The 19,857-nt window shown below is 45.2% G+C and carries 20 protein-coding genes; 15 read left to right on the top strand and 5 right to left on the bottom strand.

The genetic code is table 11. The features are described from left to right. Positions 1-6 precede the first annotated feature (6 nt). The 7 genes from ACESPQ_RS17865 (at position 7) to ACESPQ_RS17835 (ending at position 7,011) form a co-directional block, all read left to right on the top strand. Complete coding sequence (locus tag ACESPQ_RS17865) at positions 7-1,188, top strand: mannitol dehydrogenase (protein ID WP_373144659.1); 1,182 nt, start codon at positions 7-9, stop codon at positions 1,186-1,188. Continuing rightward, the gene (locus ACESPQ_RS17860; protein WP_257270787.1) at positions 1,185-2,315 is read left to right on the top strand and encodes a mannitol dehydrogenase; all 1,131 of its coding nucleotides are present in this window, start codon (positions 1,185-1,187) and stop codon (positions 2,313-2,315) included. The genes ACESPQ_RS17865 and ACESPQ_RS17860 overlap by 4 nt, the downstream gene beginning before the upstream one ends. Before the next feature lies 1 nt (position 2,316). Further along, a complete protein-coding gene (locus ACESPQ_RS17855; protein WP_257270810.1) occupies positions 2,317-3,003 on the top strand; it encodes a ribulose-phosphate 3-epimerase in 687 nt (228 codons plus the stop codon). Next, a complete protein-coding gene (locus ACESPQ_RS17850; protein ID WP_257270786.1) occupies positions 3,000-3,644 on the top strand; it encodes a ribulose-phosphate 3-epimerase in 645 nt (214 codons plus the stop codon). The genes ACESPQ_RS17855 and ACESPQ_RS17850 overlap by 4 nt, the downstream gene beginning before the upstream one ends. Positions 3,645-3,779: 135 nt before the next feature. After that, positions 3,780-4,055 carry a UxaA family hydrolase gene (locus tag ACESPQ_RS17845; protein ID WP_118001788.1) on the top strand — a complete coding sequence of 92 codons (276 nt, stop codon included), beginning with the start codon at positions 3,780-3,782 and terminating at the stop codon, positions 4,053-4,055. Between the two features lie 48 nt (positions 4,056-4,103). Further along, on the top strand, positions 4,104-5,309 hold the full coding sequence (locus ACESPQ_RS17840; protein ID WP_109770917.1) for a UxaA family hydrolase: 1,206 nt from the start codon (positions 4,104-4,106) through the stop codon (positions 5,307-5,309). A 187-nt stretch (positions 5,310-5,496) separates the two neighbouring features. Further along, positions 5,497-7,011: an IMP dehydrogenase gene (locus ACESPQ_RS17835; protein WP_373144649.1), complete on the top strand. Its 1,515-nt coding sequence runs from the start codon at positions 5,497-5,499 to the stop codon at positions 7,009-7,011. 397 nt (positions 7,012-7,408) lie between these two features. Here the strand turns inward: ACESPQ_RS17835 and ACESPQ_RS17830 are convergent, their stop codons facing one another. From ACESPQ_RS17830 to ACESPQ_RS17810, 5 genes are all read right to left on the bottom strand, one after another. Beyond that, positions 7,409-8,047 carry an acetyltransferase gene (locus tag ACESPQ_RS17830; protein ID WP_118001893.1) on the bottom strand — a complete coding sequence of 213 codons (639 nt, stop codon included), beginning with the start codon at positions 8,045-8,047 and terminating at the stop codon, positions 7,409-7,411. Positions 8,048-8,051: 4 nt separating this feature from the next. Further along, positions 8,052-8,852 (bottom strand): PHP domain-containing protein, encoded by an 801-nt coding sequence (locus ACESPQ_RS17825; protein ID WP_002607301.1) that lies wholly within the window; start codon positions 8,850-8,852, stop codon positions 8,052-8,054. A 746-nt stretch (positions 8,853-9,598) separates the two neighbouring features. Beyond that, the gene (locus tag ACESPQ_RS17820; protein ID WP_118001790.1) at positions 9,599-9,988 is read right to left on the bottom strand and encodes an MmcQ/YjbR family DNA-binding protein; all 390 of its coding nucleotides are present in this window, start codon (positions 9,986-9,988) and stop codon (positions 9,599-9,601) included. Then, a complete protein-coding gene (locus ACESPQ_RS17815) occupies positions 9,988-10,260 on the bottom strand; it encodes a DUF3795 domain-containing protein (protein ID WP_002607303.1) in 273 nt (90 codons plus the stop codon). The genes ACESPQ_RS17820 and ACESPQ_RS17815 overlap by 1 nt, the downstream gene beginning before the upstream one ends. 107 nt (positions 10,261-10,367) lie before the next feature. Then, positions 10,368-11,948, bottom strand: coding sequence for a GGDEF domain-containing protein (locus ACESPQ_RS17810; protein WP_002607304.1), 1,581 nt, complete (start codon positions 11,946-11,948; stop codon positions 10,368-10,370). A gap of 199 nt (positions 11,949-12,147) precedes the next feature. On the opposite strand from ACESPQ_RS17810, the gene pgk reads away from it, so the two are divergent. The 8 genes from pgk to ACESPQ_RS17770 all read left to right on the top strand — a co-directional run bounded on the left by pgk (position 12,148) and on the right by ACESPQ_RS17770 (position 19,690). Further along, a complete protein-coding gene (gene pgk / locus ACESPQ_RS17805) occupies positions 12,148-13,326 on the top strand; it encodes a phosphoglycerate kinase (RefSeq protein ID WP_008818518.1) in 1,179 nt (392 codons plus the stop codon). Positions 13,327-13,354: 28 nt separating this feature from the next. Next, positions 13,355-14,101, top strand: coding sequence for a triose-phosphate isomerase (gene tpiA / locus ACESPQ_RS17800; RefSeq protein WP_002607306.1), 747 nt, complete (start codon positions 13,355-13,357; stop codon positions 14,099-14,101). A 339-nt stretch (positions 14,102-14,440) separates the two neighbouring features. Continuing rightward, on the top strand, positions 14,441-14,998 hold the full coding sequence (locus ACESPQ_RS17795; protein ID WP_002607307.1) for a VanZ family protein: 558 nt from the start codon (positions 14,441-14,443) through the stop codon (positions 14,996-14,998). 173 nt (positions 14,999-15,171) lie between these two features. Further along, positions 15,172-15,834, top strand: a complete 663-nt coding sequence (locus tag ACESPQ_RS17790) for a response regulator transcription factor (RefSeq protein WP_002607308.1) — start codon at positions 15,172-15,174, stop codon at positions 15,832-15,834. Next, positions 15,831-16,826, top strand: coding sequence for a sensor histidine kinase (locus ACESPQ_RS17785; RefSeq protein ID WP_373144645.1), 996 nt, complete (start codon positions 15,831-15,833; stop codon positions 16,824-16,826). Before ACESPQ_RS17790 ends, ACESPQ_RS17785 begins: the two co-directional genes overlap by 4 nt. A 90-nt stretch (positions 16,827-16,916) precedes the next feature. Beyond that, positions 16,917-17,681: an ABC transporter ATP-binding protein gene (locus ACESPQ_RS17780; protein ID WP_002607310.1), complete on the top strand. Its 765-nt coding sequence runs from the start codon at positions 16,917-16,919 to the stop codon at positions 17,679-17,681. After that, positions 17,668-18,534, top strand: a complete 867-nt coding sequence (locus ACESPQ_RS17775) for an ABC transporter permease (protein ID WP_373144643.1) — start codon at positions 17,668-17,670, stop codon at positions 18,532-18,534. The genes ACESPQ_RS17780 and ACESPQ_RS17775 overlap by 14 nt, the downstream gene beginning before the upstream one ends. Beyond that, positions 18,422-19,690 (top strand): ABC transporter permease, encoded by a 1,269-nt coding sequence (locus ACESPQ_RS17770; protein ID WP_373144658.1) that lies wholly within the window; start codon positions 18,422-18,424, stop codon positions 19,688-19,690. Before ACESPQ_RS17775 ends, ACESPQ_RS17770 begins: the two co-directional genes overlap by 113 nt. Positions 19,691-19,857 lie beyond the last annotated feature (167 nt).

Below are 19,857 nucleotides of genomic sequence, written 5' to 3'. Positions count from 1 at the left end.
AAAGCAATGATTCTGGGAGCCGGGCGTATTGGAAGAGGCTTTGTCAGCGAGCTGCTGCATGCCAATCAGGTTGAAATCACCTATTTTGACGCAAGCCCGGTCATGGTAGATAAATTAAATGAAAAAAAAGAATATACCATTCATGTTCTGGGGGCGGAAGAGCTCAATACTCATATGGAAGGTGTCCGGGCACATCTCTTTTATGATATTGACGCCTTATGCACCTGCTGGAAGGAAGCGGATTTTCTGTTTACAGCATGCGGTGGAAAAAATATGGGAAATGTCGGAGAAACACTTGCCAAAGCGTTCAAAAGGCTGGTGGAGGAAAATGCGGTGCATGTTTCCAATATTGTAACCTGTGAAAACTGGATTGATCCGGCAAAGGATGTAAAGGAAGCGATTGTTTCTAATCTGAACGAAGAGGAACGCAAGCTGTTTGAAGAGAATGTCGGTGTCAGCGAATCTGTCATCATGTGTACCGGAACCGGGGCACCGGATCCGGATAAGGTCACGAATGAAATGGATACCTGGGTACAGAATATGCGGTATCTGCCGATAGACAGGGATCGTATCAAAGGGGAAATTCCGCAATGGGAGTATGTGGAGTTTGTAACTGACTTCGGTGATCTGCTAAAACAGAAAATCTATACGAACAATACGAGTGTTGCGACGGTTTCCTATCTTGGGAAGCTGAAGGGGCTGACCTATGTGGCAGATTCCGCCAATGATCCGGAAATCGAACCTATTCTGGATCAGGTTTATGAAGAAATCAATTATGCGCTGATTCATGGAATGGGAATCAATGAGGAAAGTCAGCTCAAATTCTCAAAAACAGCAAAAGCGAAATATACAGACCGCGCTATTGTCGATCTGGTTACACGCATTGCCAGAGATCCCATCCGTAAGCTGGGGCCGCAGGATCGCTTCATCGGGCCGATGCGTATCGCACTGTCTGCCGGTATCAAGCCAAAGGCGATTGCACTCGGTGCTGCCGCTGCATTGTATTTTGACAATCCTGAGGACCACGATGCACTGCGTCTGAAAGAAATACGTGAAACAAAGGGAATTGATTACATTCTGGAAACGATTTCTGAAATTGATCCGCAGGGAGAAATCGCAGTGCTGATCAAAGAGGCAATTGCTGAGCTGAAGGCGAAGGGCTGGATCAAAGAGGGAGCATCCGCATGAAAAAGGCAGTTGTTATCGGAGCCGGACAAACCGGCCGCGGCTATGTAACCCGCTTTCTGTTTCAAAGAGATTATGCGATCACCTTTATCGATAAAAATGAAGAACTGATCCGTATGCTGGATGAGGATCATGCATTCTGTATCCATTTTTATAAGAAGGACCGTACACCGATTTATGTGAACGGATTTCAGGCATTTCACACCTATTCCAAAGAAGCGGACCGGGCAATACAGGAAGCCGATTTCATTGTGACCTCCACCGGTGAACAAAATCTGGGGGATGTTGCTCAGCAGGTCAAGGCAGGTATGCGCAACAAGCAGAAAAAGACTGTCTTTCTAACAGCGGAAAACGGTATCAATCCGGCAAAGGTACTTCGAACACATTTACAGGAAGCCGGTGTGGAAGGGGACTACACGGTGACACAGACAGCCGTCTTCTGTTCCACAGTCAGTGTTCATGACACACGGCTGGATATTCTGTCTATGAATGAAGCGTACTTCCCGTTTGATGCGGATGAGCTGGAAGAACTGGACTTTGAAGGAGCTGTGCCAATTCACAACTTTGAAAAATTCTTTAAACGCAAAATTTATACCTATAACTGTCTGGCAGGACTGATTTCCTATTGCGGTTATATCAAGGGATATGAGGTTTACGGAGATGCAGCCTGTGACCCGGATATCGATGCTGTGATGATGCGTCTGATGGAAGAACTGAATCCGGCATTACAGGATTATTTCCAGATTACAAAAGAGGATCAGGAGGCATTCACCAACCGTGCTCTTGCGAAGTTCCGGGATAAGAGTATTCTGGATTACAATATCAAAAACGGACGTGCACCTGCAAGAAAGCTGGGACCTACCGAACGCATTATGTCACCGATGCAGATTTTACTGGATCATGATAAGGATCCGCGCATTATGGAATTCGTTGCGGCAGCGGCACTTGTTTACTGGGATGAGCTGCAGGGAAAGACAGAGCCGAAAATGGATAAGGATCTGATTACCACCTTCTGTGAAATCAATTCCCTGGAAGGAAATGAATCGGTTGTTGAACATGTAAAGCAGTATTTATATGAAATCAAAAAGAACCGGGATAACATCTGCATCATGCAGATTCTGTTTGGATAATATGCGTACGGTTTCAAAGGATAAAAAAATTCTGGTAAGTGCATCACTGTCCTGTGCAGACCTGTTGCATGTATCGGACGCCATTGCGCAGATCAATGCTTCCGATATTGATTTTGTGCATTATGATGTTGTAGACGGTATGTTTAATAACTGCTTTGTGTTTGGTGATTTGATATTGGAAAAAATACGTCCCATCTGTGATAAGCCAATAGAGGTGCATCTTGCGGTACAGAACGTGCGTCCCTATATTGAACCGTTTGCCCGGGCTGGGGCAGATTACATTGCTGTGCATTATGAAATTGACGATGATCTGGAGGATATCTTTGCACATATTCGTTCTGCCGGCTGCCGTCCAATACTGGCAATGCGGTGTGATACAGAGGTGCCTTCTGATTTTGTGAAGCTGGCATCACAGGTTGACTGGATTTTAAAGCTGATGGTACAGCCCGGATATGCCGGACAGCATATGCAAAGGGAAGCCGTTGAACATATCCGTGTCATGAAGGAACAGATTACCGCAAACTGTTTATCCTGTCGTATTCAGGCAGACGGCAATATCCACACGGGTACCATACCGCAGGTTTGTGCAGCCGGGGCCGGCATACTGACGGGAGGAACCAGCGGATTATTCAGGCGGGATGCAGATCTGCAGGAGAATCTGCGGAGAATGAAGGAGGCGGCATCATGATATTATGTCCCAGTATGATGTGTGCGAGCTATGCGAATCTGGAAGAGGAAGTCCGTGCCTTAGAGGAAGCGGGGACAGACATTTTCCATTGTGATATCATGGATGGAAGCTTTGTGCCGAATATTTCCATGGGACTGACGGATGTAAAAGCAGTCCGTGCTCTGACGAAAAAAATGGTGGATGTCCACCTGATGATCGATCATCCTGCCGATAAAATTGACTGGTTTTTAGATGCCGGTGCAGATTTGATCTATATTCATCCGGAATCTGAGTCACAGGCGATGAAGACACTGATGTATATTCGTTCCAGAGGAAAGCTGTCCGGTCTTGCCGTCAATCCGGACACCAGCCTGAGTGCAGTGAAAGAATTGCTTCCGCATTGTGATTATCTGTTGATTATGAGTGTGTTTCCGGGCTTTGCAGGACAGACATTTATCAACAGTGTGGATACGAAAATCCGTGAGCTGATTGCATGTAAGAAGACGTACGGTTATCGTATCATTCTGGATGGAGCATGTTCTCCTGCTGTAATTCAGGAATATCATACACTGGGTGTCGACGGCTTTGTCCTCGGGACAAGTGCATTGTTTCACGGAGAAGGCAGCTATGTGGAAAACATGAATCTGCTGCGTTCTCTATAATATAAGGAATACCATAACGGGATGTATGCAAATGATATGTGATTTCATGAGGGAACTGTACACTTATTTGTATGGCTACAGAAAAGAAACAGATCAATGTGTGCATCCTTTTGTTGTGAGAATGTTGGAGGTAATATGAAAAATGCTGTTCGTATACATGAACGGGACAATGTTGCTGTCGTAATCGAACCGATCAGTAAAGGTGAGCTGTGTATCTATACCGATATGCAGGGGATGGAACAGGAATTTGCTGTAAGGGAATGTATTCCTGTTTATCATAAGCTTGCACTTTGCAAAATACAGAAGGGAGAACCGGTTGTAAAGTACGGGGAATGGATCGGGATAGCGGCGTGTGATATTGAACAGGGAATGCATGTTCATGTACATAATGTATGGAATACCAAAAGATAAAAGGGAGTCAGCTATGATGATATATAAAACAAAGAAGGAGGTGCTGATATGAGGTTTCGGGGATATCGCAGAAATGACGGTCGGATCGGTATTCGGAATCATGTGCTTATTCTTCCTGCCAGTATATGTGCAAGTGACGTGGCACATCAGGTCATGATGCAGGTACAGGGAACCGTGAGCTTTCACAACCAGCTGGGCTGTTCACAAACACCGATAGATCAGGAATGTACGCTGCGGACAATGGCAGGGATGGCTGCCAATCCCAACGTATATGGAACCATCATCATATCGCTTGGCTGTGAAAACTGTCAGATGAAGCTTGTCACAAAGGAAATACAGAGCCGCTGCGATAAGCCGTTAAAAGCCTTCATCATGCAGGAATGCGGCGGTACCCTGCACACCGTGGAACAGGCGGTTCGCTGTGCAAGAGAAATGGTTGCGCAGGCAAGCTGTATGCAGCGCGAGGAGGCAGACGTTTCAGAGCTTATGGTTGCGATGGAATGCGGCGGCTCGGATCCTACAAGCGGGCTGGCCGCAAATCCGCTGGTGGGAGAAGTGGCGGACAGCATCATCGCATCAGGAGGAACGGCGGTTTTGTCGGAAACAACAGAATTTATCGGTGCGGAAAAGCTGTTGGCAAAGCGCGCTGTCAATGCACAGGTATCTGCACAAATACTGGAGATTGTACGTCATTATGAGGATGCTATGAAATGTGTTAACGATGATGTGCGAAAGCGAAATCCATCTCCCGGCAATAAGGCGGGAGGAATCACGACCCTGGAGGAAAAATCACTGGGCTGCATATACAAGTCAGGACATGCACCGATACAGGCAGTCTACGATTATGCACAGGACATTCATCATAAGGGGCTGGTCATTATGGATACACCGGGTAATGATCCCATCAGTATGAGCGGTATGGCTGCGGGAGGGTGTCAGCTCGTTTTGTTTACCACAGGCAGGGGTACGCCTACCGGAAATCCCATTGTGCCGGTAATCAAGCTGTCCGCAAACCGGGATACTGCAGTCGTGATGAGGGACAATCTTGACTTTGATGCAAGCGGATACCTGTATGGCAGTACAACCATGCGGCAGCTGCGCGATGCATTGCTGGAGGAAATATGTGCAGTCGCAGGCGGTAAGCTGACACGCAGTGAAATACTGGGCTACTGTGAAACCGCGATTGCCCGCGTTGGCAGATATGTAAAAAACGAGGGAGAAATGAAGGGCTGTGTGGAGTCGTACTATTACTGATGCAGCTGCTCACAAAGGGGAGAAACTATATGCTTTCACTCAGGTTCTGTACCGGTTCTCCGGATTCATGAAAATTTTTTCAAAACCATATTGACTTCAAAAGTGAATGTCTTTATAATGTATTAAAATATCAATTTTTAATCGGGAAAGTTTATAAAAAATTGAATATGGAAAAGGAGATGTGAAAATGGCATATTATTTTAATGAACCTTCACGTACATTCAGTGAGTATCTTATTGTTCCGGGATATTCCTCAGCAGAATGTACCCCAGCAAACGTTTCTTTAAAAACACCACTGGTAAAATTTCGAAAAGGCAAGGAAGAACCGGAGCTTTCCTTGAATATACCGATGGTTTCCGCAATCATGCAGTCTGTTTCAGGCGAAAAGATGGCATGTGCACTGGCTAGAGAGGGAGGCATTTCCTTCATCTACGGTTCTCAGACAATTGAGAATGAGGCTGCCATGGTTCGCCGTGTAAAGGCGACAAAGGCAGGCTTTGTATACAGTGATTCCAATATTCGTCCGGATGCCACACTGCAGGATGTACTGGATCTGAAGGAAGAAACAGGACATGCAACCATGGCGGTTACGGAAGACGGCACGCCGGAGGGAAAACTGCTTGGTATTATTACAAGCAGAGATTACCGTACATCCCGTATGGATCCATCCACTAGGGTGGCGGACTTCATGACGCCGTTTGAAAAGCTGATTTACGGCAACGAGGGATGCACGCTGAGTGAGGCAAACGATATGATTTGGGAGCACAAGCTGAACCAGCTGCCGATCATTGATGAAAACCAGCATTTAAAAGCGTTCGTATTCCGCAAGGATTATGATTCACACAAGGAGCATCCGAATGAGCTGCTGGACGACCAGAAGCGCTATATCGTTGGTGCCGGTATCAATACCCGTGATTATGAAGAACGTATTCCTGCTTTGATCGAAGCCGGTGCGGATATTTTATGCATTGATTCCAGCGAAGGATTCAGCGAATGGCAGGCACGCACATTGAAATGGGTTCGTGAGAAATACGGTGACAGTGTAAAGGTCGGTGCCGGTAATGTCGTGGATGCGGAGGGCTTCCGTTTCCTGGCCGAGGCAGGCGCAGACTTTGTGAAAATCGGAATCGGTGGCGGTTCCATCTGTATCACCCGTGAACAGAAGGGAATCGGGCGCGGACAGGCAACGGCTACGATTGATGTTGCGAAAGCGCGTGACGAATATTATAAGGAAACGGGAATCTATGTTCCAATCTGCAGCGATGGCGGTATCGTTCATGACTACCACATCACGCTGGCGCTTGCTATGGGCGCAGACTTCGTCATGCTGGGAAGATATTTCTCCAGATTTGAAGAATCTCCAACCAAAAAGGTTACAATCAACGGTACATATATGAAGGAATACTGGGGAGAAGGAAGCGCACGTGCCAGAAACTGGCAGCGATATGACATGGGAGGCAGTAAAAAGCTGTCCTTCGTGGAAGGCGTAGATTCCTATGTTCCATATGCAGGAGCCTTAAAGGACAATGTTGATCTGACGCTGAGCAAGGTAAAGCATACCATGTGCAACTGCGGAACGCTGACCATTGAGGAACTGCAGAAAAATGCCAAAATCACACTCGTGTCTTCTACAAGTATCGTAGAAGGCGGGGCACATGATGTTGTTGTGAAGGACAACACACTGGATGCCAAGGTAAAATAAATTTTCCAATATATATTATAATATATATTATAAGGAAAGCGGAATGGATAGACTCTGTTCCGCTTTTCCTGTTCATCAGTAGCTGTATTATCGAAAACGGGTTAATTTGTGAATAAGACAGATAATAGAAATTAACGTAGCAGCTTTGCAAAACCAAGTTAAATAGCGCCTTGTAGAGAGTGCAGGGCATATGATGGAGCTATTCTTATGCTGTACCATATGTGACGTAACAAATGGATAAACGCAATATAAACGTGTTGTGATTGAATAACGCAATAACATGAATTTACCTTTTATATAATAAATAACAGGCAGAGGTCTTCCATCTCTGCGATGATAGTAAGAAAACCGTAATTCCCGGATATATCAGAATAACGGTTTTCTTGTTCATGACTGTTTAGCAGACATCCTGTTTTATGATTTTCGCCGGAACACCGACAGCCGTCGCATGCGCTGGGATATCCGTGATGACAACAGCACCTGCACCAATGACTGCATCCTCGCCAATAGTGACACAGGGAGCTAGTGTGCTTCCGATACCAAGGAACGCTCTACTTTCCACTCTGCAGTGGCCTGCCATGGCGCAATTTGGTGATATATTGACAAAATCCTTTATGACACAGTCATGCTCGACGATAGCTCCTGTATTGATAATGCATCCTGTCGAGATGCATGCAAAGGTATGAATGACTGCATTTGCCAATATGGTACTGCCGTGCTTCACTTGAGCAGTCGGACTGATGATTGCCGAGGGATGAATGATGGTTGCCAGGGGAATACCATATTCCTTTAATATCTGCAAACGGATCTGACGAAGTCGATTGTCCCCTGTAGCCACAATCACCTCATCATAGGCATGGAACATCTCCGCGTGTATGACGTTTTCTTCCATCAGTACACGATGCTGAGCAAACCGACGTATGGGCTGCGTGGCGATGCCCATTACATCAATTTGTCCATACATCTGCATTGCCTGTGCACAATCCAGTGTGACCACCGCCTGATCACTCGCTCCCCAGATCAGTAATCGTTTCATAGCATTACCGCAAGCAGATGGCATCTGTAAAATTCAGTGGAATGCCTTCCAGAATCTCTTCAGCCATATGAATGCGGTGCGCTTCCAGCAGCGTAATCGGAGAGTGTGCATCAAAGCCATACACCACCCTGCAGCCGTAAGAGGAAACAATGTCCCAGAATTCACGGAACGGATACGGATAGCGTTCCGCCTGCAGTCCCGGCTTGCTGGAAAACCGATAGGTTTTTTTTCCATAGTGAAATCCGTTCAGATTGATTTCCAGCGGAATGTCATGCAGGATGCTTGCTCTGGCAATGCGATGTGCTGCTTCCACGCATACCTCGGAAAACAGTCTTCTTCCCAGCATGAAATAATCCGGATGTGCCACATAGGTGATTATATCAAGCTCCAGTGCGTCCTCAATCTGTTTTACATAAGTCAATACATCCTCATTGCTGCAATAGCAGTCATACTCATAGCCGATTTCCCGGCAATGCTGTCCCAGAATCATGTAATCACATTCCTGCTTCATCTGCATCAGGAAATCCACATGATCATTCATATACTCCACCTCATAGCCGACCTTAATATTGATTTTATCCTGAAATCCCCTCTGCAGATTACGTAGTGTATCCAGATATTCGTTTTTCTGTTCATAGAGCATACGGCAAGCGGGCAGGTGCATTTCCGGGTAAGGGATATGTTCACTAAAGCCCAGTGTGGTAAGCCCTGCATTGATTGCACTGTGGATATACTGGATATCCAATCCTTCCGCATGTCCGCAGCGTGCAGTGTGTGTATGAAGATTAAATTTCTGTTTGTTCATAAGAGAACCTCCTTTTCTATTATGTATCGTAAAAGCATGCGCTTACCGATTACATAGGCACCACTTCCTTTCGCGGAATACAAAAAAGCACATTCCAACAGGAACGTGCTTACACGCGGTGCCATCCTGATTCGCACGACAAAAAAAGGTGCGCATCTTGATTGGGAGATAACGTCTCCAAACGAAATCATCTACTAAAGCTTCAATGATCCTACTCAACAAGCGTAATCCATGACTTCCAATGCCCTCATCTTTCACCATCATGAGTTCGCTAACCATCTTTCATCACTTAATCTTGTATCGCTGTAGTTACCTTCATTATAAAAACGGAATTGGAAAATGTCAATATGCTTTAAAGAGTTTCAGCAGGAAATATGATTCAAAGAGTTTCAGCAGGAACAAGCTGAAGCCGGTTACTTTTTCAGCGCTATGGCAAGGGGATACTGGCATAAAGGAAAATCAGGTGAAGATGTAGGGCAGCTACGCTATCTTCTATATCGGGAAGACACTCCCGGAGTTTGGCCGCTGAAGAATTATGATAACTGCTCGTAAGGGCAGGCACGGCATTTGGGTACACAGCGCACTGGTATGCTATGCACTGTATGTATGTTCGACAAGGGCATAAAGAAAATGAAAAGCAGCTGATCTGCATATACCAAGGAAGTTGTCGCAATATGTGGGGTAAACGGGGTTAGGGATTCGCAGTCCTTGTGCTGTATACAGTATGGGAAATAAAAAGGATATTCCTAATAAGAAATATCCGGGTGTCTGGCAATGCTGTCCTCACTTGCAAGCTGCTGTTGCTGCTTCCTTGTCAGCCGCTGCAGAAAATTCGCATAGCTCTTCTCCATAAGCTCCTCCATCAGTTCTTTAGAAGCCAGCTCATAGCGTACACTGATCCAATGTACCTTATTCATATAATAGCCTTCCGTTATAAACGCATATTCATCCCGATACCAGGCTCCCTCCTGTGGCGGAAGCTTCAGCGTCAGAATCTTTTCCTGCTGTTTATTGTACCCCAGCATGGCGAACATTTTACCAAAAAGCAGAAAACGAAATGCATCCCATTCCAGCTTGAAATCCATCTCGACGCCCAGCTTTGCCTGCAATGTGGCTTTGATACGTTCCGCATCCATTAGCCCGCAATACCTTCCTTCTTCCAGCAGCGGCAGGTTTCCAGACGTTTTCCACCATCCCCCTGCTTTTCATCATAGGCAAATGCCTTTGCAAGCTCGCATGGAAACATCCCGCACTCCCCGCAGTGCTGCAGCTGTTTTTCTTCCACACAGCTCTTAACCGGGCAGCTCTCTCCCCAAAACGGCTTTTGTATATACAGGCAGCCTGCACAGCCCATCTGCTCCTTGTATGTACAGCTTCCGCATTTGATTCCGCAACGTGACTCTATCATAAATCCGCACTTCCTTTCCTTATGAAATATATACCTGATTATATAGGAAGCTTTGCCGTCTGTATCGTAAAAAACCGCCATTCATGCAGCGGTTATTTTTACATCGTCTATAGGCAGCAGCTGTGCCGGTTTCTTCCGCTGTTCTTTGCCTGATAAAGTGCCGTATCCGCCATCGTGATCGCAGTTTCCAAATCAAAGCCTTCATCATTGTCAAACAGGGAATATCCGATGGACAATGTAGCAAGAGAAGCTGCAGGGGATGTGGCATGCTCGATATGAGCCAGCCTTAAATCCTCATAGACCCTTTTCAGGTAGCTTTCAATTTCTTCTTTTTCTGTATTGACGCACAGACAGATGAATTCATCGCCGCCGTAGCGTGCCGCAAAGAAACGGGAGTCACCGTTTTCATCCAGACACAAGGCAACCCTGCGCAACAGCTCATCCCCCTTGTAATGTCCATACAGATCATTGTACTCCTTGAAATAGTCAACATCAACCAGGATGATACCGATGGCTTTAACATCCGGATTGTTCTGCATGACATCGCACAGGGTATTGAAATAGCTGCGATTGAACAGGCCGGTAAGTCCATCGATTTTCACGCGCGCCTCCAGCACATTTTTCTCACGGACTATGCGCTCCTGTTCCTCCAGCATATGCTCCATCAAAATCTTTTCCTTCATACTTTCCGCCTTGGTCTTGTTGGTGACATTCACCACCATTTTCTGCAGCAGATAATACTGCTTATAGGAATTGATGAGCGTATCCTCCATATGAAACACCTCTGCGAAGTTGATCCAGCTCAGGTGCAGCTGCAGCTGCTGTTCGATGTCATCCTCCAGACAGATTTCCCCCATATACTGCAGGAACTGTTCACAGCGCTTTTTATCCTTTATGTTCAGCAGGATGTCAAAGATATCATTATAGAAAGCAAAATACATACTGCGGTTGAGATGATGATGCAGCTTGGCGGAAGCAAAGTAATCCGCAATTTTCTGTATCTCATCGCTTCGATGAAAGGCGTCCGCTAGAAACAGCTCACACAGCAGAGCCACATGCAGACGAAGACCCTTTGCCTGCCCCTCATGCAGCAGCGGTCCATAGGCAGCATATATATTCACGGCCTCATTCAGCTGGCCGTTGCGGATATACAGCTCCACAAGGTTGAGAATAACAATCAGCTGTGCATGATCTTCGGGCGGTGTCTGCTGCTTTAGAAACACCTCATAGGCATTGCGGATATAGCGCAGGGCTTCAACCGTATCGTTCTTCTGCATAAACAGAACACAGAGATTGTTGAGAATCACCATCTGTTCATGCAGATTATTCTGTTCCAGAGCAATATGATAGGCTTTCATATAATACTGAACGGCGCTGATTTCATCAAAATGCGAGTTGTAATACAATCCGGCAATCGTGTAGCACATAAGCAGCAGATCGTCATAATGGTTTTCTTCCGAACAGGAAATCGCCTCGTGCAGATGCTGAAGACAAATGTCCTGCTGTCTGGTCAGAATGTAATAATCCGCAAGATAGGCGTGGGCAAATGCAAGGGCATAGCTGTCCTGCTGCTGGTTACCCAGATTCAAAAGCATTACGGAACAGCGGTACTCCTCTTCCATATCGCTGTTTTTGGATCTTTTTATGATATCCATGAGATCCTGCATGGTTTCCTTTATCGTATCCATAGAATGCTCCTTACTGTATGGTAGCTCGTATTCACATTATACTATAAATGTTGTCCTAAAAACACAGAAAACCGCAGCTTCTATATGATTTTCTTGAAAATATCCAGAATTGTGATTTTTTTCGCAAAAAGTGAAATTTCGTTTACGAAAAAGGCTCTTGGTGGTATAATAAAGCCGATACATAAGGAGGAATTTTACTATGGCCAAAAGAACTGTAAAAGATTTAGATGTTGCTGGAAAACGTGTCATCGTACGCTGCGATTTCAACGTTCCTAGAAAAGATGGCAAGATTACAAACGACAACCGTATTATTCAGGCTCTGCCAACCATCAAATATTTAGTGGAAAACAACGCAAAGATTATTTTGATGTCCCACCTTGGAAAGGTGAAGACAGAAGAAGATAAAGCAAAGAACGATCTGCGCTGTGTAGCTGAGCGTTTAAATGAACTGGTTGATACGAAGGTGACTTTCGTTCCGGTTACACGTGGTGAAGAACTGGAAAATGCAGTTGCTGCACTGAATGACGGTGAAATCGTCGTTATGCAGAATACTCGTTATGAAAAAGGCGAAAGCAAAAATGATCCGGAGCTGGCTGCTTACTGGGCAAAGCTGGGTGACCTGTTTGTTGAGGATGCATTCGGGAGCGTTCACCGTGCACATGCTTCCACTGCAGGTATCGCATCCATTCTGCCGAATGCGCTGGGCTTCCTGGTAGAAAAAGAAGTGAAGATGCTGGGAGCTGCTGTGGATACTCCTGAGCGTCCGTTTGTCGCAATCATCGGCGGAGCTAAGGTTTCCGATAAGATTGCTGTTGTGGACAACCTGCTGAAAAAGGCTGACAAGGTCCTGATCGGTGGCGGTATGGCTTATACCTTCCTGAAGGCTATGGGCTGCAATGTTGGTAAGTCTCTTGTTGAAGAAGACAAGGTGGAGCTTGCAAAGGAATACATCGAAAAAGCAGAGGGCAAGCTGATCCTGCCTGTTGACCACGTATGTGCTGACAAATTTGCAGAGGATGCAAACACAGTGATTGCTGACAATGACAGCATTCCTGCAGACTACATGGGTCTGGATATCGGTCCGAAATCTATCGAGCTGTACAAGGAAGCACTTGCCGGTGCAAAAACCGTTGTATGGAACGGGCCTATGGGTGTTTTTGAAATGGCACCGTTTGCGAAGGGTACACTGGAAGTATGTACTGCTATTTCCGAGCTGCCAGGAGCTACGACTGTAATCGGTGGCGGAGACAGTGCTGCTGCTGCAATTCAGCTGGGATTCGCAGAAAAATTCTCTCACATTTCCACAGGTGGCGGAGCTTCTCTGGAATATATGGAAGGGAAAGTCCTGCCTGGAATCGCTGTAATCGCAGATAAATAAGAAAAAAACGAAAATAGGAGAACGAGACATGAGAAAACCAATTATTGTTGGAAACTGGAAAATGAACAAAACCATGAAGGAAACAAAGGAATTCATGGAAGCTGTAGATGCTGCTGCCGCAAGTGAAAATGCCGTATTCGGTATTGGTGCTCCTTACACGGCACTGTCTGCTGCTGTTGCCGGTGCGAAAAACCTGGTAATCGCTGCAGAAAACTGCCACTGGGAAGACAGTGGAGCCTTCACTGGTGAAATTTCTGTACCTATGCTGCAGGAGGTTGGTGTTACACACTGTATCATCGGACATTCTGAGCGTCGTGAAATGTTCAATGACACAGACGAAACTGTAAACAAAAAGGCAAAACGCCTGATCGATGCCGGTATTACACCAATTCTGTGTATCGGTGAAACAGAGGCTCAGTATGATGCCGGAGATTCTGAAAAAGTAATCCGTGATCAGCTGACTGGTTCTCTTGCGGATATGTGTCCAAAATGTGTTGGAAACATGGTAATCGCTTACGAGCCAATCTGGGCAATCGGAACAGGAAAGAGCGCTTCTGTGGAAATCGCAGAAAACTGCTGCCGTATCGTTCGTGACCAGGTACGTGTTATGTATGGTGACGAGGCTGCTGAAAATGTTCGTGTACAGTATGGTGGATCTGTTAAGCCTAACAACATCGTTGAATACATGGCGCAGCCGGATATCGATGGTGCACTGATCGGTGGCGCAAGTCTGAAGGCAGACAGCTTCATTGAAATCATCGAGAAAACAAAATAAGCTGCAGATAAACAGTATGTAAGGGATCAAATATATGGAATGAAAAATACGTCCGATTTCCTAAAGGACGTATTTTTTTTTCTGCATTGCTTTTAAATCTGATCTGATTCGTATCAGATAGGGGAGTTATGCTTGAACATAAGGGATAAGGTGGATGCCTCCACAATGTAACCAGACAGGCTGGTAAAGCATCATACAGATCATGTTGAAGGAATGAAGTAGGTAAGGCATACTGAAAAATCAGATCAACGGTATATCTTAAATTTTTGTTATATTTAACTGCATGTCTTGCGTATGCATCTGTTTTGTTTTACAATAAGGCAACAAGGTGGTGAGCGTATGAAGAAGAAAAAGAACATGGGAATCCGCATTCTCTGTGCATTGATTTTTCTGGGGGTCTGCGGTTCCGTTATGTTTGCAATCTACTCGTTATCGGCAGAGGACGGACAGATGTCCAATGCACGAAGTGAGATTGTAACGGAAAAAATCAAGGAACAGGTGAATACCAGACTGGAAACCACCGAAGAGGGAATAGCATTAAGTGAACGCATCAAGTACTTCGTTATTCTGCACTCTCCCTATGGCAGTGACTGGAATGCCAATATCAGAAAGCTTGCCCACTTTTCCATTTACTTTACACTGGCTGCCGGTATTTATATCACACTGGCGATTTTGGGAGTTAATAAATTCTGGCGTTTTCTGCTTACTGTTGGTATCTGCTTCTGCTTTGCTTTCGGGGATGAATATCATCAGAAATTTACCGGCCGCACATCATCGATGAGTGATGTGTATCTGGATACATTCGGAGCACTGGTATCCACCTGTATCTGGACGGTGATTTCCATCATATACAGTGGAATACATCTATTAGTGAACAAGGCCTATGGGGACGCTTAGTTCTTACAGTATTGAAAGATGACTGCGGTCATCTTTTCTTTTTCCTTGCGGCTATTGTATAATGAGTTAGAGGCTTATAGCATCCCAAGGATGAAAAATGAAATGCCTCCATTTCATTTTAGGTGTTATAAAGCTGTTGTTCCTATATGAAACAGAAAAGAGAGGAAATGCGTATGTATACGATTTTAATAATTGAAGATGATGAGGCAATCTGCAGAGAGCTGCAGATGCTGCTGCAGAAACAGGGGTATGAGGCGATTTGCTGGAATATGCAGGAGGATATCAGGGAGCTTGTGAAAACGCATGATCCACACATTATCCTGCTGGATATTAATCTGCCGCAGATGGACGGCTTTACAGTTTGTTCCCAGCTTCGCAGCTTTTCCAAGGTTCCTATTATTTTTGTGACGAGCCGGAATACCGATATGGATGAGCTGTGCAGTATGCAGATGGGCGGTGATGATTTTATTACCAAGCCATACAATACAAGTATTCTGCTTGCCCGTATTGCGGCACTACTGAAGCGCTCCTATGAATGGAAGGATCAGAATCTGACACATCATGGTGTTCTGCTGGATGTCGCAATGAGCCGTGTTGAATATCAAAATAATACAAGAGAACTGACAAAGAATGAGGTGAAGATCCTGCATTACATGTTCCAGCATAAAGGGGAAATCATTCCGCGGGAGGATCTGATTGACTATCTGTGGGATAATAAGCTGTTTATCGATGATAATGCCCTCAGTGTCAATGTCACCAGAATCCGCAATAAGCTGCGTGAGCTGGGGGTGGAGGATTTTATTGTGACACGTCACCGGCAGGGATATCAGATATGAAGCTGCATGAATATCTGGAGGATCATGGAATTCTCATGGCCGGTATGCTGCTGGTTTTTCTGCTGCAGTGTGTACTGCTCGTTTTCTTAGGAATGCCGGCAGGACTTGCGATTTTGCTGTGCGGAATGTGGCTCCTGTTTTTCTTATTGTATTTCATTCAGGATTATCACAGAAAAAGCAGGCGCAGAAAAGAGCTGTGTGCAATTATCGATTCCATGGAAAAACGCTATCTCATGCATGAGATGCTACCCAAAGGGGCAAACCATGAAGAGGCATTTTACCGGCGGCTGTTGTATCTGGGTAATAAATCCATGCTGGAGGAAATCGGTACTGTTCAGCGCTCCCGCCGGGAATATCAGGATTATGTCGAGCAGTGGGTACATGAAATCAAAACACCGATTGCAGCAATGAAGCTGTCCATCGAGAATCAGCAGGGGGAACGAAAACGACAGCTGTTTCAGCAGCTGGAGCGCGTGGAGCATTATGTGGAGCAGGTGCTGTTTTATGCGAGAAGTGAATCTGTGGAAAAGGATTTTCGTATCCAGCAGGTATCACTATCCTCCTGCATTCAGGAGGCACTGCTGCAATGTAAATATCTGTGTACACAGGCTTCTATGTCGATTCGTTTTCCCGAGCAGGATGCTCTTGTCTATACAGATGAAAAATGGCTGATTTTTCTATTGAATCAGCTGATTGAAAACGCAGTGAAATATAGGCGTAAAAAGGGTGCGGTTTTAAGTCTGGCAATACAAAAGGATGCGCGCCATGTTGTGCTGACGGTAAAAGATAATGGCATTGGAATTCCGGAACATGATTTGCCAAGAATATTCGATAAGGGCTTTACCGGAGATAACGGAAGAATGATTCATTCGCATTCCACAGGCATAGGTCTGTATTTATGCAAAAAGCTCTGTACATCACTGCAGATCGATCTGCATGCGGATTCAGATCAGGAGGGAACCGTGATGAGTCTGGAGTTCTCCCATGTATAAAGTTACAGAACTGTCATATTCCTGTAAGGAAACCTCCTACACTTACCTGGGCATATTTTGTATACTTCAGGGAGAGAGGACGTGAAGTATATGAGTGTTGTTACAGTTTCCCACGTGGAAAAATTTTATGGAAATCAGGGAAATATCACACAGGCATTGAATGATATATCCTTTGCAGTTGAAAAGCAGGAGTTTACAGCGGTTATGGGAGCTAGCGGCAGTGGAAAAACCACCCTGCTGAATGTCATTTCAACCATCGATGCTGTAAGCGCAGGAAATATAGAAATCAACGGAAACGGTATTTGTGAGCTGCGGGAAAATGAGCTGGCTGAATTCCGTAAAAAGGAGCTGGGATTTATTTTTCAGGATTTTAATCTTCTGGATACTCTGACCCTGCAGGAAAATATCGCATTACCCTTGACTCTTTTGAAGAAAAGGGCGGAGCAGATTGATACACAGGTAAATGCATTGGCAGAAATTCTTCAGATTCAGGATATACTGGAAAAATATCCGTATCAGGTAAGCGGTGGTCAGCGTCAGCGGTGTGCCTGTGCAAGAGCGATGATTCATGACCCGAGTCTGATTCTGGCGGATGAGCCGACGGGTGCACTGGATTCACATTCCTCCTATCTGCTTATGGAACAGTTTCAGAGAATGAATACAGAGCTTCAGGCAACAATTCTGATGGTTACACATGATGCGTTTTCAGCATCCTATGCAAAGCGTGTTTTGTTTTTGAAGGATGGAACTATCTTCAATGAAATCTATCGCGGCTCCCTGACAAGAAAAGCATTCTTTCAGAAAATACTGGATGTGATGCAGCTGCTGGGTGGTGATGTGCATGCTGTACGTTAAACTTGCACTTCGCAATCTGAAACGAAGTCTGAAGGAATACAGTATTTATGTTTTTACAGTGACGATTACGATGACACTGCTGTATGCGTTTTTCGCGATTGCCTTTTCCGGTGAAATGCAGGATTTGGTTACAACCTATGACAATATCAAAAGCATCATGATTATGGTCAGTATTCTGGTAACCCTGATTATCGCCTGGCTGATTTATTATATATCGAATTTTATTCTACAGAAACGAAGCCGTGAATTTGGTATGTATCTGCTTTTGGGGATGAAGCGAACACAGGTTAGCCGTATGTTCCTGTTTGAACAGCTGGCTCTTGGGGCTGTCGGTTTTTTTATCGGCTGTGTTCTCGGTATTTTCGTCTATGAGATATTGCACGCAATACTGTTGAATATCTTTGGTTTTGCATATGCATTTCAGCTTTCCTTCTCCTGGAGCGCATGCGGTGCTGCATTTCTCTGCTTCCTGAGTATTTATCTGCTGGAGATGATCAGGGAAGGGATTGCTTTGAAAAAGCAGAGCATTCATACCATGCTGTATAATGCGAGCAGGAATGAAAAAACAGCAAAGGGTTCTCGTTTATCCGGATTCTACTTCCTTGCAGCTGTCCTTCTGGCAGTAGCAGGATTATATATCCGGATTCTACTTCCTTGCAGCTGTCCTTCTGGCAGTAGCAGGATTATATGTGACACAGCAGTATCTGAGAAGTATGGTAAACGGCCAAAGCTCAGATTCCATGCTGTTCATGCTGGGGGTATTTGCTATTATCGTATCCGTCTATCTGTTCTTTTATGGCATATCGGCAGTACTTGGGATTTTTCTGAATCGTCACAGGAAAATCAAATATAAGGGAAACTGCATGTATCTGTACGGGCAGATAGCGGGTCGCTTGCGTTTGAACCGAACGGTGCTTGCGACTCTGTCACTGCTGACACTGCTGACGCTGCTGTTTCTCTGTATTGCATTGAAATTCAATGAGGTGAAGGAGCTGAGTAATGCACGCTTTGTACCATTTGATATCATGGCAAGCAGCAGTGAAAAGCTCAATATGAAATCAATTGAAAGCTATTTGCAGGAACATAAGATTTCGTATCAGTCAGCGGATATTCATTACTATCAGAAGGAAGAGCGTGATGATTTCTATTCTGTAGTAAAGGGGAAAAGCTATTATACCGAGGATGAAAAGCATTCTGTTTATATGAAGCAAAGCGATTTCAATAAGCTTCGTTCCTTAAAGGGAAAACCGTCTGTAACGCTGAAGGCTGATGAATATATGATCGTATGCGCAACAGATATCAAAGATAGCCTGCAGGAATATGGCGCACAGCATACTCTGCATCTGCAGGGGAAGCGTCTGCAGCTACGTGGTGTAGATGATACGGAATATGGACAGACACGGAACAGCGGCTATTATCTTATCGTTGCGGATGAGCATGTCAAGCATGCCAAGCCGTATTTTCGAGAATGGGTGGCGAATACGAATCCTGAGACCGAGGTGTCCTGGTATCAGGATACGGTCAACCAGTTTTTTGACGATAACAAAGAGCAGGTAGGGGACAGCTATTACAGCTATGCCTCCTATCGTGTGAAGGCGAAATGGTTTGAGGAAAATGCAGTGGGCTTTGTCAGTATCTGCTTCTCCCTGTTCTATCTGTCTTTTATCTTCATCTGCATCAGTGCAACCATACTCGCCGTGCAGCAGCTTTCCGATGCTCACCGGCAGCGGTATTCCTACGCAATGCTGCATAAAATGGGGGTGAATCAAAGACAGCTTCATGCATTACTGGCTAAGCAGATTGCGGTTTATTTCATTATTCCGCTGGTACTTCCTATCGTGTATCTGCTTCCGATTATCCGTATGCTGGATGAGCTTTTCGAGATGACCTATGCCAGTGCGAATATGTTTATTTATCTGGGGGGAAGTATGCTGTTCTTCCTCGCTGTTTACGGCTGTTATTATGTGATGGCGTATCTTGGCTGCAAGAGGAATATCGATCAGATGTAATCAGAAACAGGGATTCTATACAGGAATCCCTGTTCAGTTAAAAATATCTGGCAAGACGGTTTGCGCCAAGGATAAGGGTTACCTGCTGTTCCTGCAGGGGTGACATTTATGAAACTTGTAATTCCTTCAAAATATGATATACTAACACTATTCTATTGGAGGAATGT

Origin of the sequence: Clostridium sp. HGF2 (genome assembly GCF_964240115.1) — a bacterium.
Taxonomy (GTDB): Bacteria; Bacillota_I; Bacilli_A; order Erysipelotrichales; family Erysipelotrichaceae; genus Clostridium_AQ; species Clostridium_AQ innocuum.
This window is presented reverse-complemented; position numbering and strand designations above follow the sequence as displayed.

Bases quoted from the DNA above. Each gene is read 5' to 3' on its own strand.
- ACESPQ_RS17865 (WP_373144659.1), top strand. From the start codon at position 7: ATGATTCTGGGAGCCGGGCGTATTGGAAGAGGCTTTGTCAGCGAGCTG.
- ACESPQ_RS17860 (WP_257270787.1), top strand. From the start codon at position 1,185: ATGAAAAAGGCAGTTGTTATCGGAGCCGGACAAACCGGCCGCGGCTAT.
- ACESPQ_RS17855 (WP_257270810.1), top strand. From the start codon at position 2,317: ATGCGTACGGTTTCAAAGGATAAAAAAATTCTGGTAAGTGCATCACTG.
- ACESPQ_RS17850 (WP_257270786.1), top strand. From the start codon at position 3,000: ATGATATTATGTCCCAGTATGATGTGTGCGAGCTATGCGAATCTGGAA.
- ACESPQ_RS17845 (WP_118001788.1), top strand. From the start codon at position 3,780: ATGAAAAATGCTGTTCGTATACATGAACGGGACAATGTTGCTGTCGTA.
- ACESPQ_RS17840 (WP_109770917.1), top strand. From the start codon at position 4,104: ATGAGGTTTCGGGGATATCGCAGAAATGACGGTCGGATCGGTATTCGG.
- ACESPQ_RS17835 (WP_373144649.1), top strand. From the start codon at position 5,497: ATGGCATATTATTTTAATGAACCTTCACGTACATTCAGTGAGTATCTT.
- ACESPQ_RS17830 (WP_118001893.1), bottom strand. From the start codon at position 8,047: ATGAAACGATTACTGATCTGGGGAGCGAGTGATCAGGCGGTGGTCACA.
- ACESPQ_RS17825 (WP_002607301.1), bottom strand. From the start codon at position 8,852: ATGAACAAACAGAAATTTAATCTTCATACACACACTGCACGCTGCGGA.
- ACESPQ_RS17820 (WP_118001790.1), bottom strand. From the start codon at position 9,988: ATGGATGCGGAACGTATCAAAGCCACATTGCAGGCAAAGCTGGGCGTC.
- ACESPQ_RS17815 (WP_002607303.1), bottom strand. From the start codon at position 10,260: ATGATAGAGTCACGTTGCGGAATCAAATGCGGAAGCTGTACATACAAG.
- ACESPQ_RS17810 (WP_002607304.1), bottom strand. From the start codon at position 11,948: ATGGATACGATAAAGGAAACCATGCAGGATCTCATGGATATCATAAAA.
- pgk (WP_008818518.1), top strand. From the start codon at position 12,148: ATGGCCAAAAGAACTGTAAAAGATTTAGATGTTGCTGGAAAACGTGTC.
- tpiA (WP_002607306.1), top strand. From the start codon at position 13,355: ATGAGAAAACCAATTATTGTTGGAAACTGGAAAATGAACAAAACCATG.
- ACESPQ_RS17795 (WP_002607307.1), top strand. From the start codon at position 14,441: ATGAAGAAGAAAAAGAACATGGGAATCCGCATTCTCTGTGCATTGATT.
- ACESPQ_RS17790 (WP_002607308.1), top strand. From the start codon at position 15,172: ATGTATACGATTTTAATAATTGAAGATGATGAGGCAATCTGCAGAGAG.
- ACESPQ_RS17785 (WP_373144645.1), top strand. From the start codon at position 15,831: ATGAAGCTGCATGAATATCTGGAGGATCATGGAATTCTCATGGCCGGT.
- ACESPQ_RS17780 (WP_002607310.1), top strand. From the start codon at position 16,917: ATGAGTGTTGTTACAGTTTCCCACGTGGAAAAATTTTATGGAAATCAG.
- ACESPQ_RS17775 (WP_373144643.1), top strand. From the start codon at position 17,668: ATGCTGTACGTTAAACTTGCACTTCGCAATCTGAAACGAAGTCTGAAG.
- ACESPQ_RS17770 (WP_373144658.1), top strand. From the start codon at position 18,422: ATGCTGTTCATGCTGGGGGTATTTGCTATTATCGTATCCGTCTATCTG.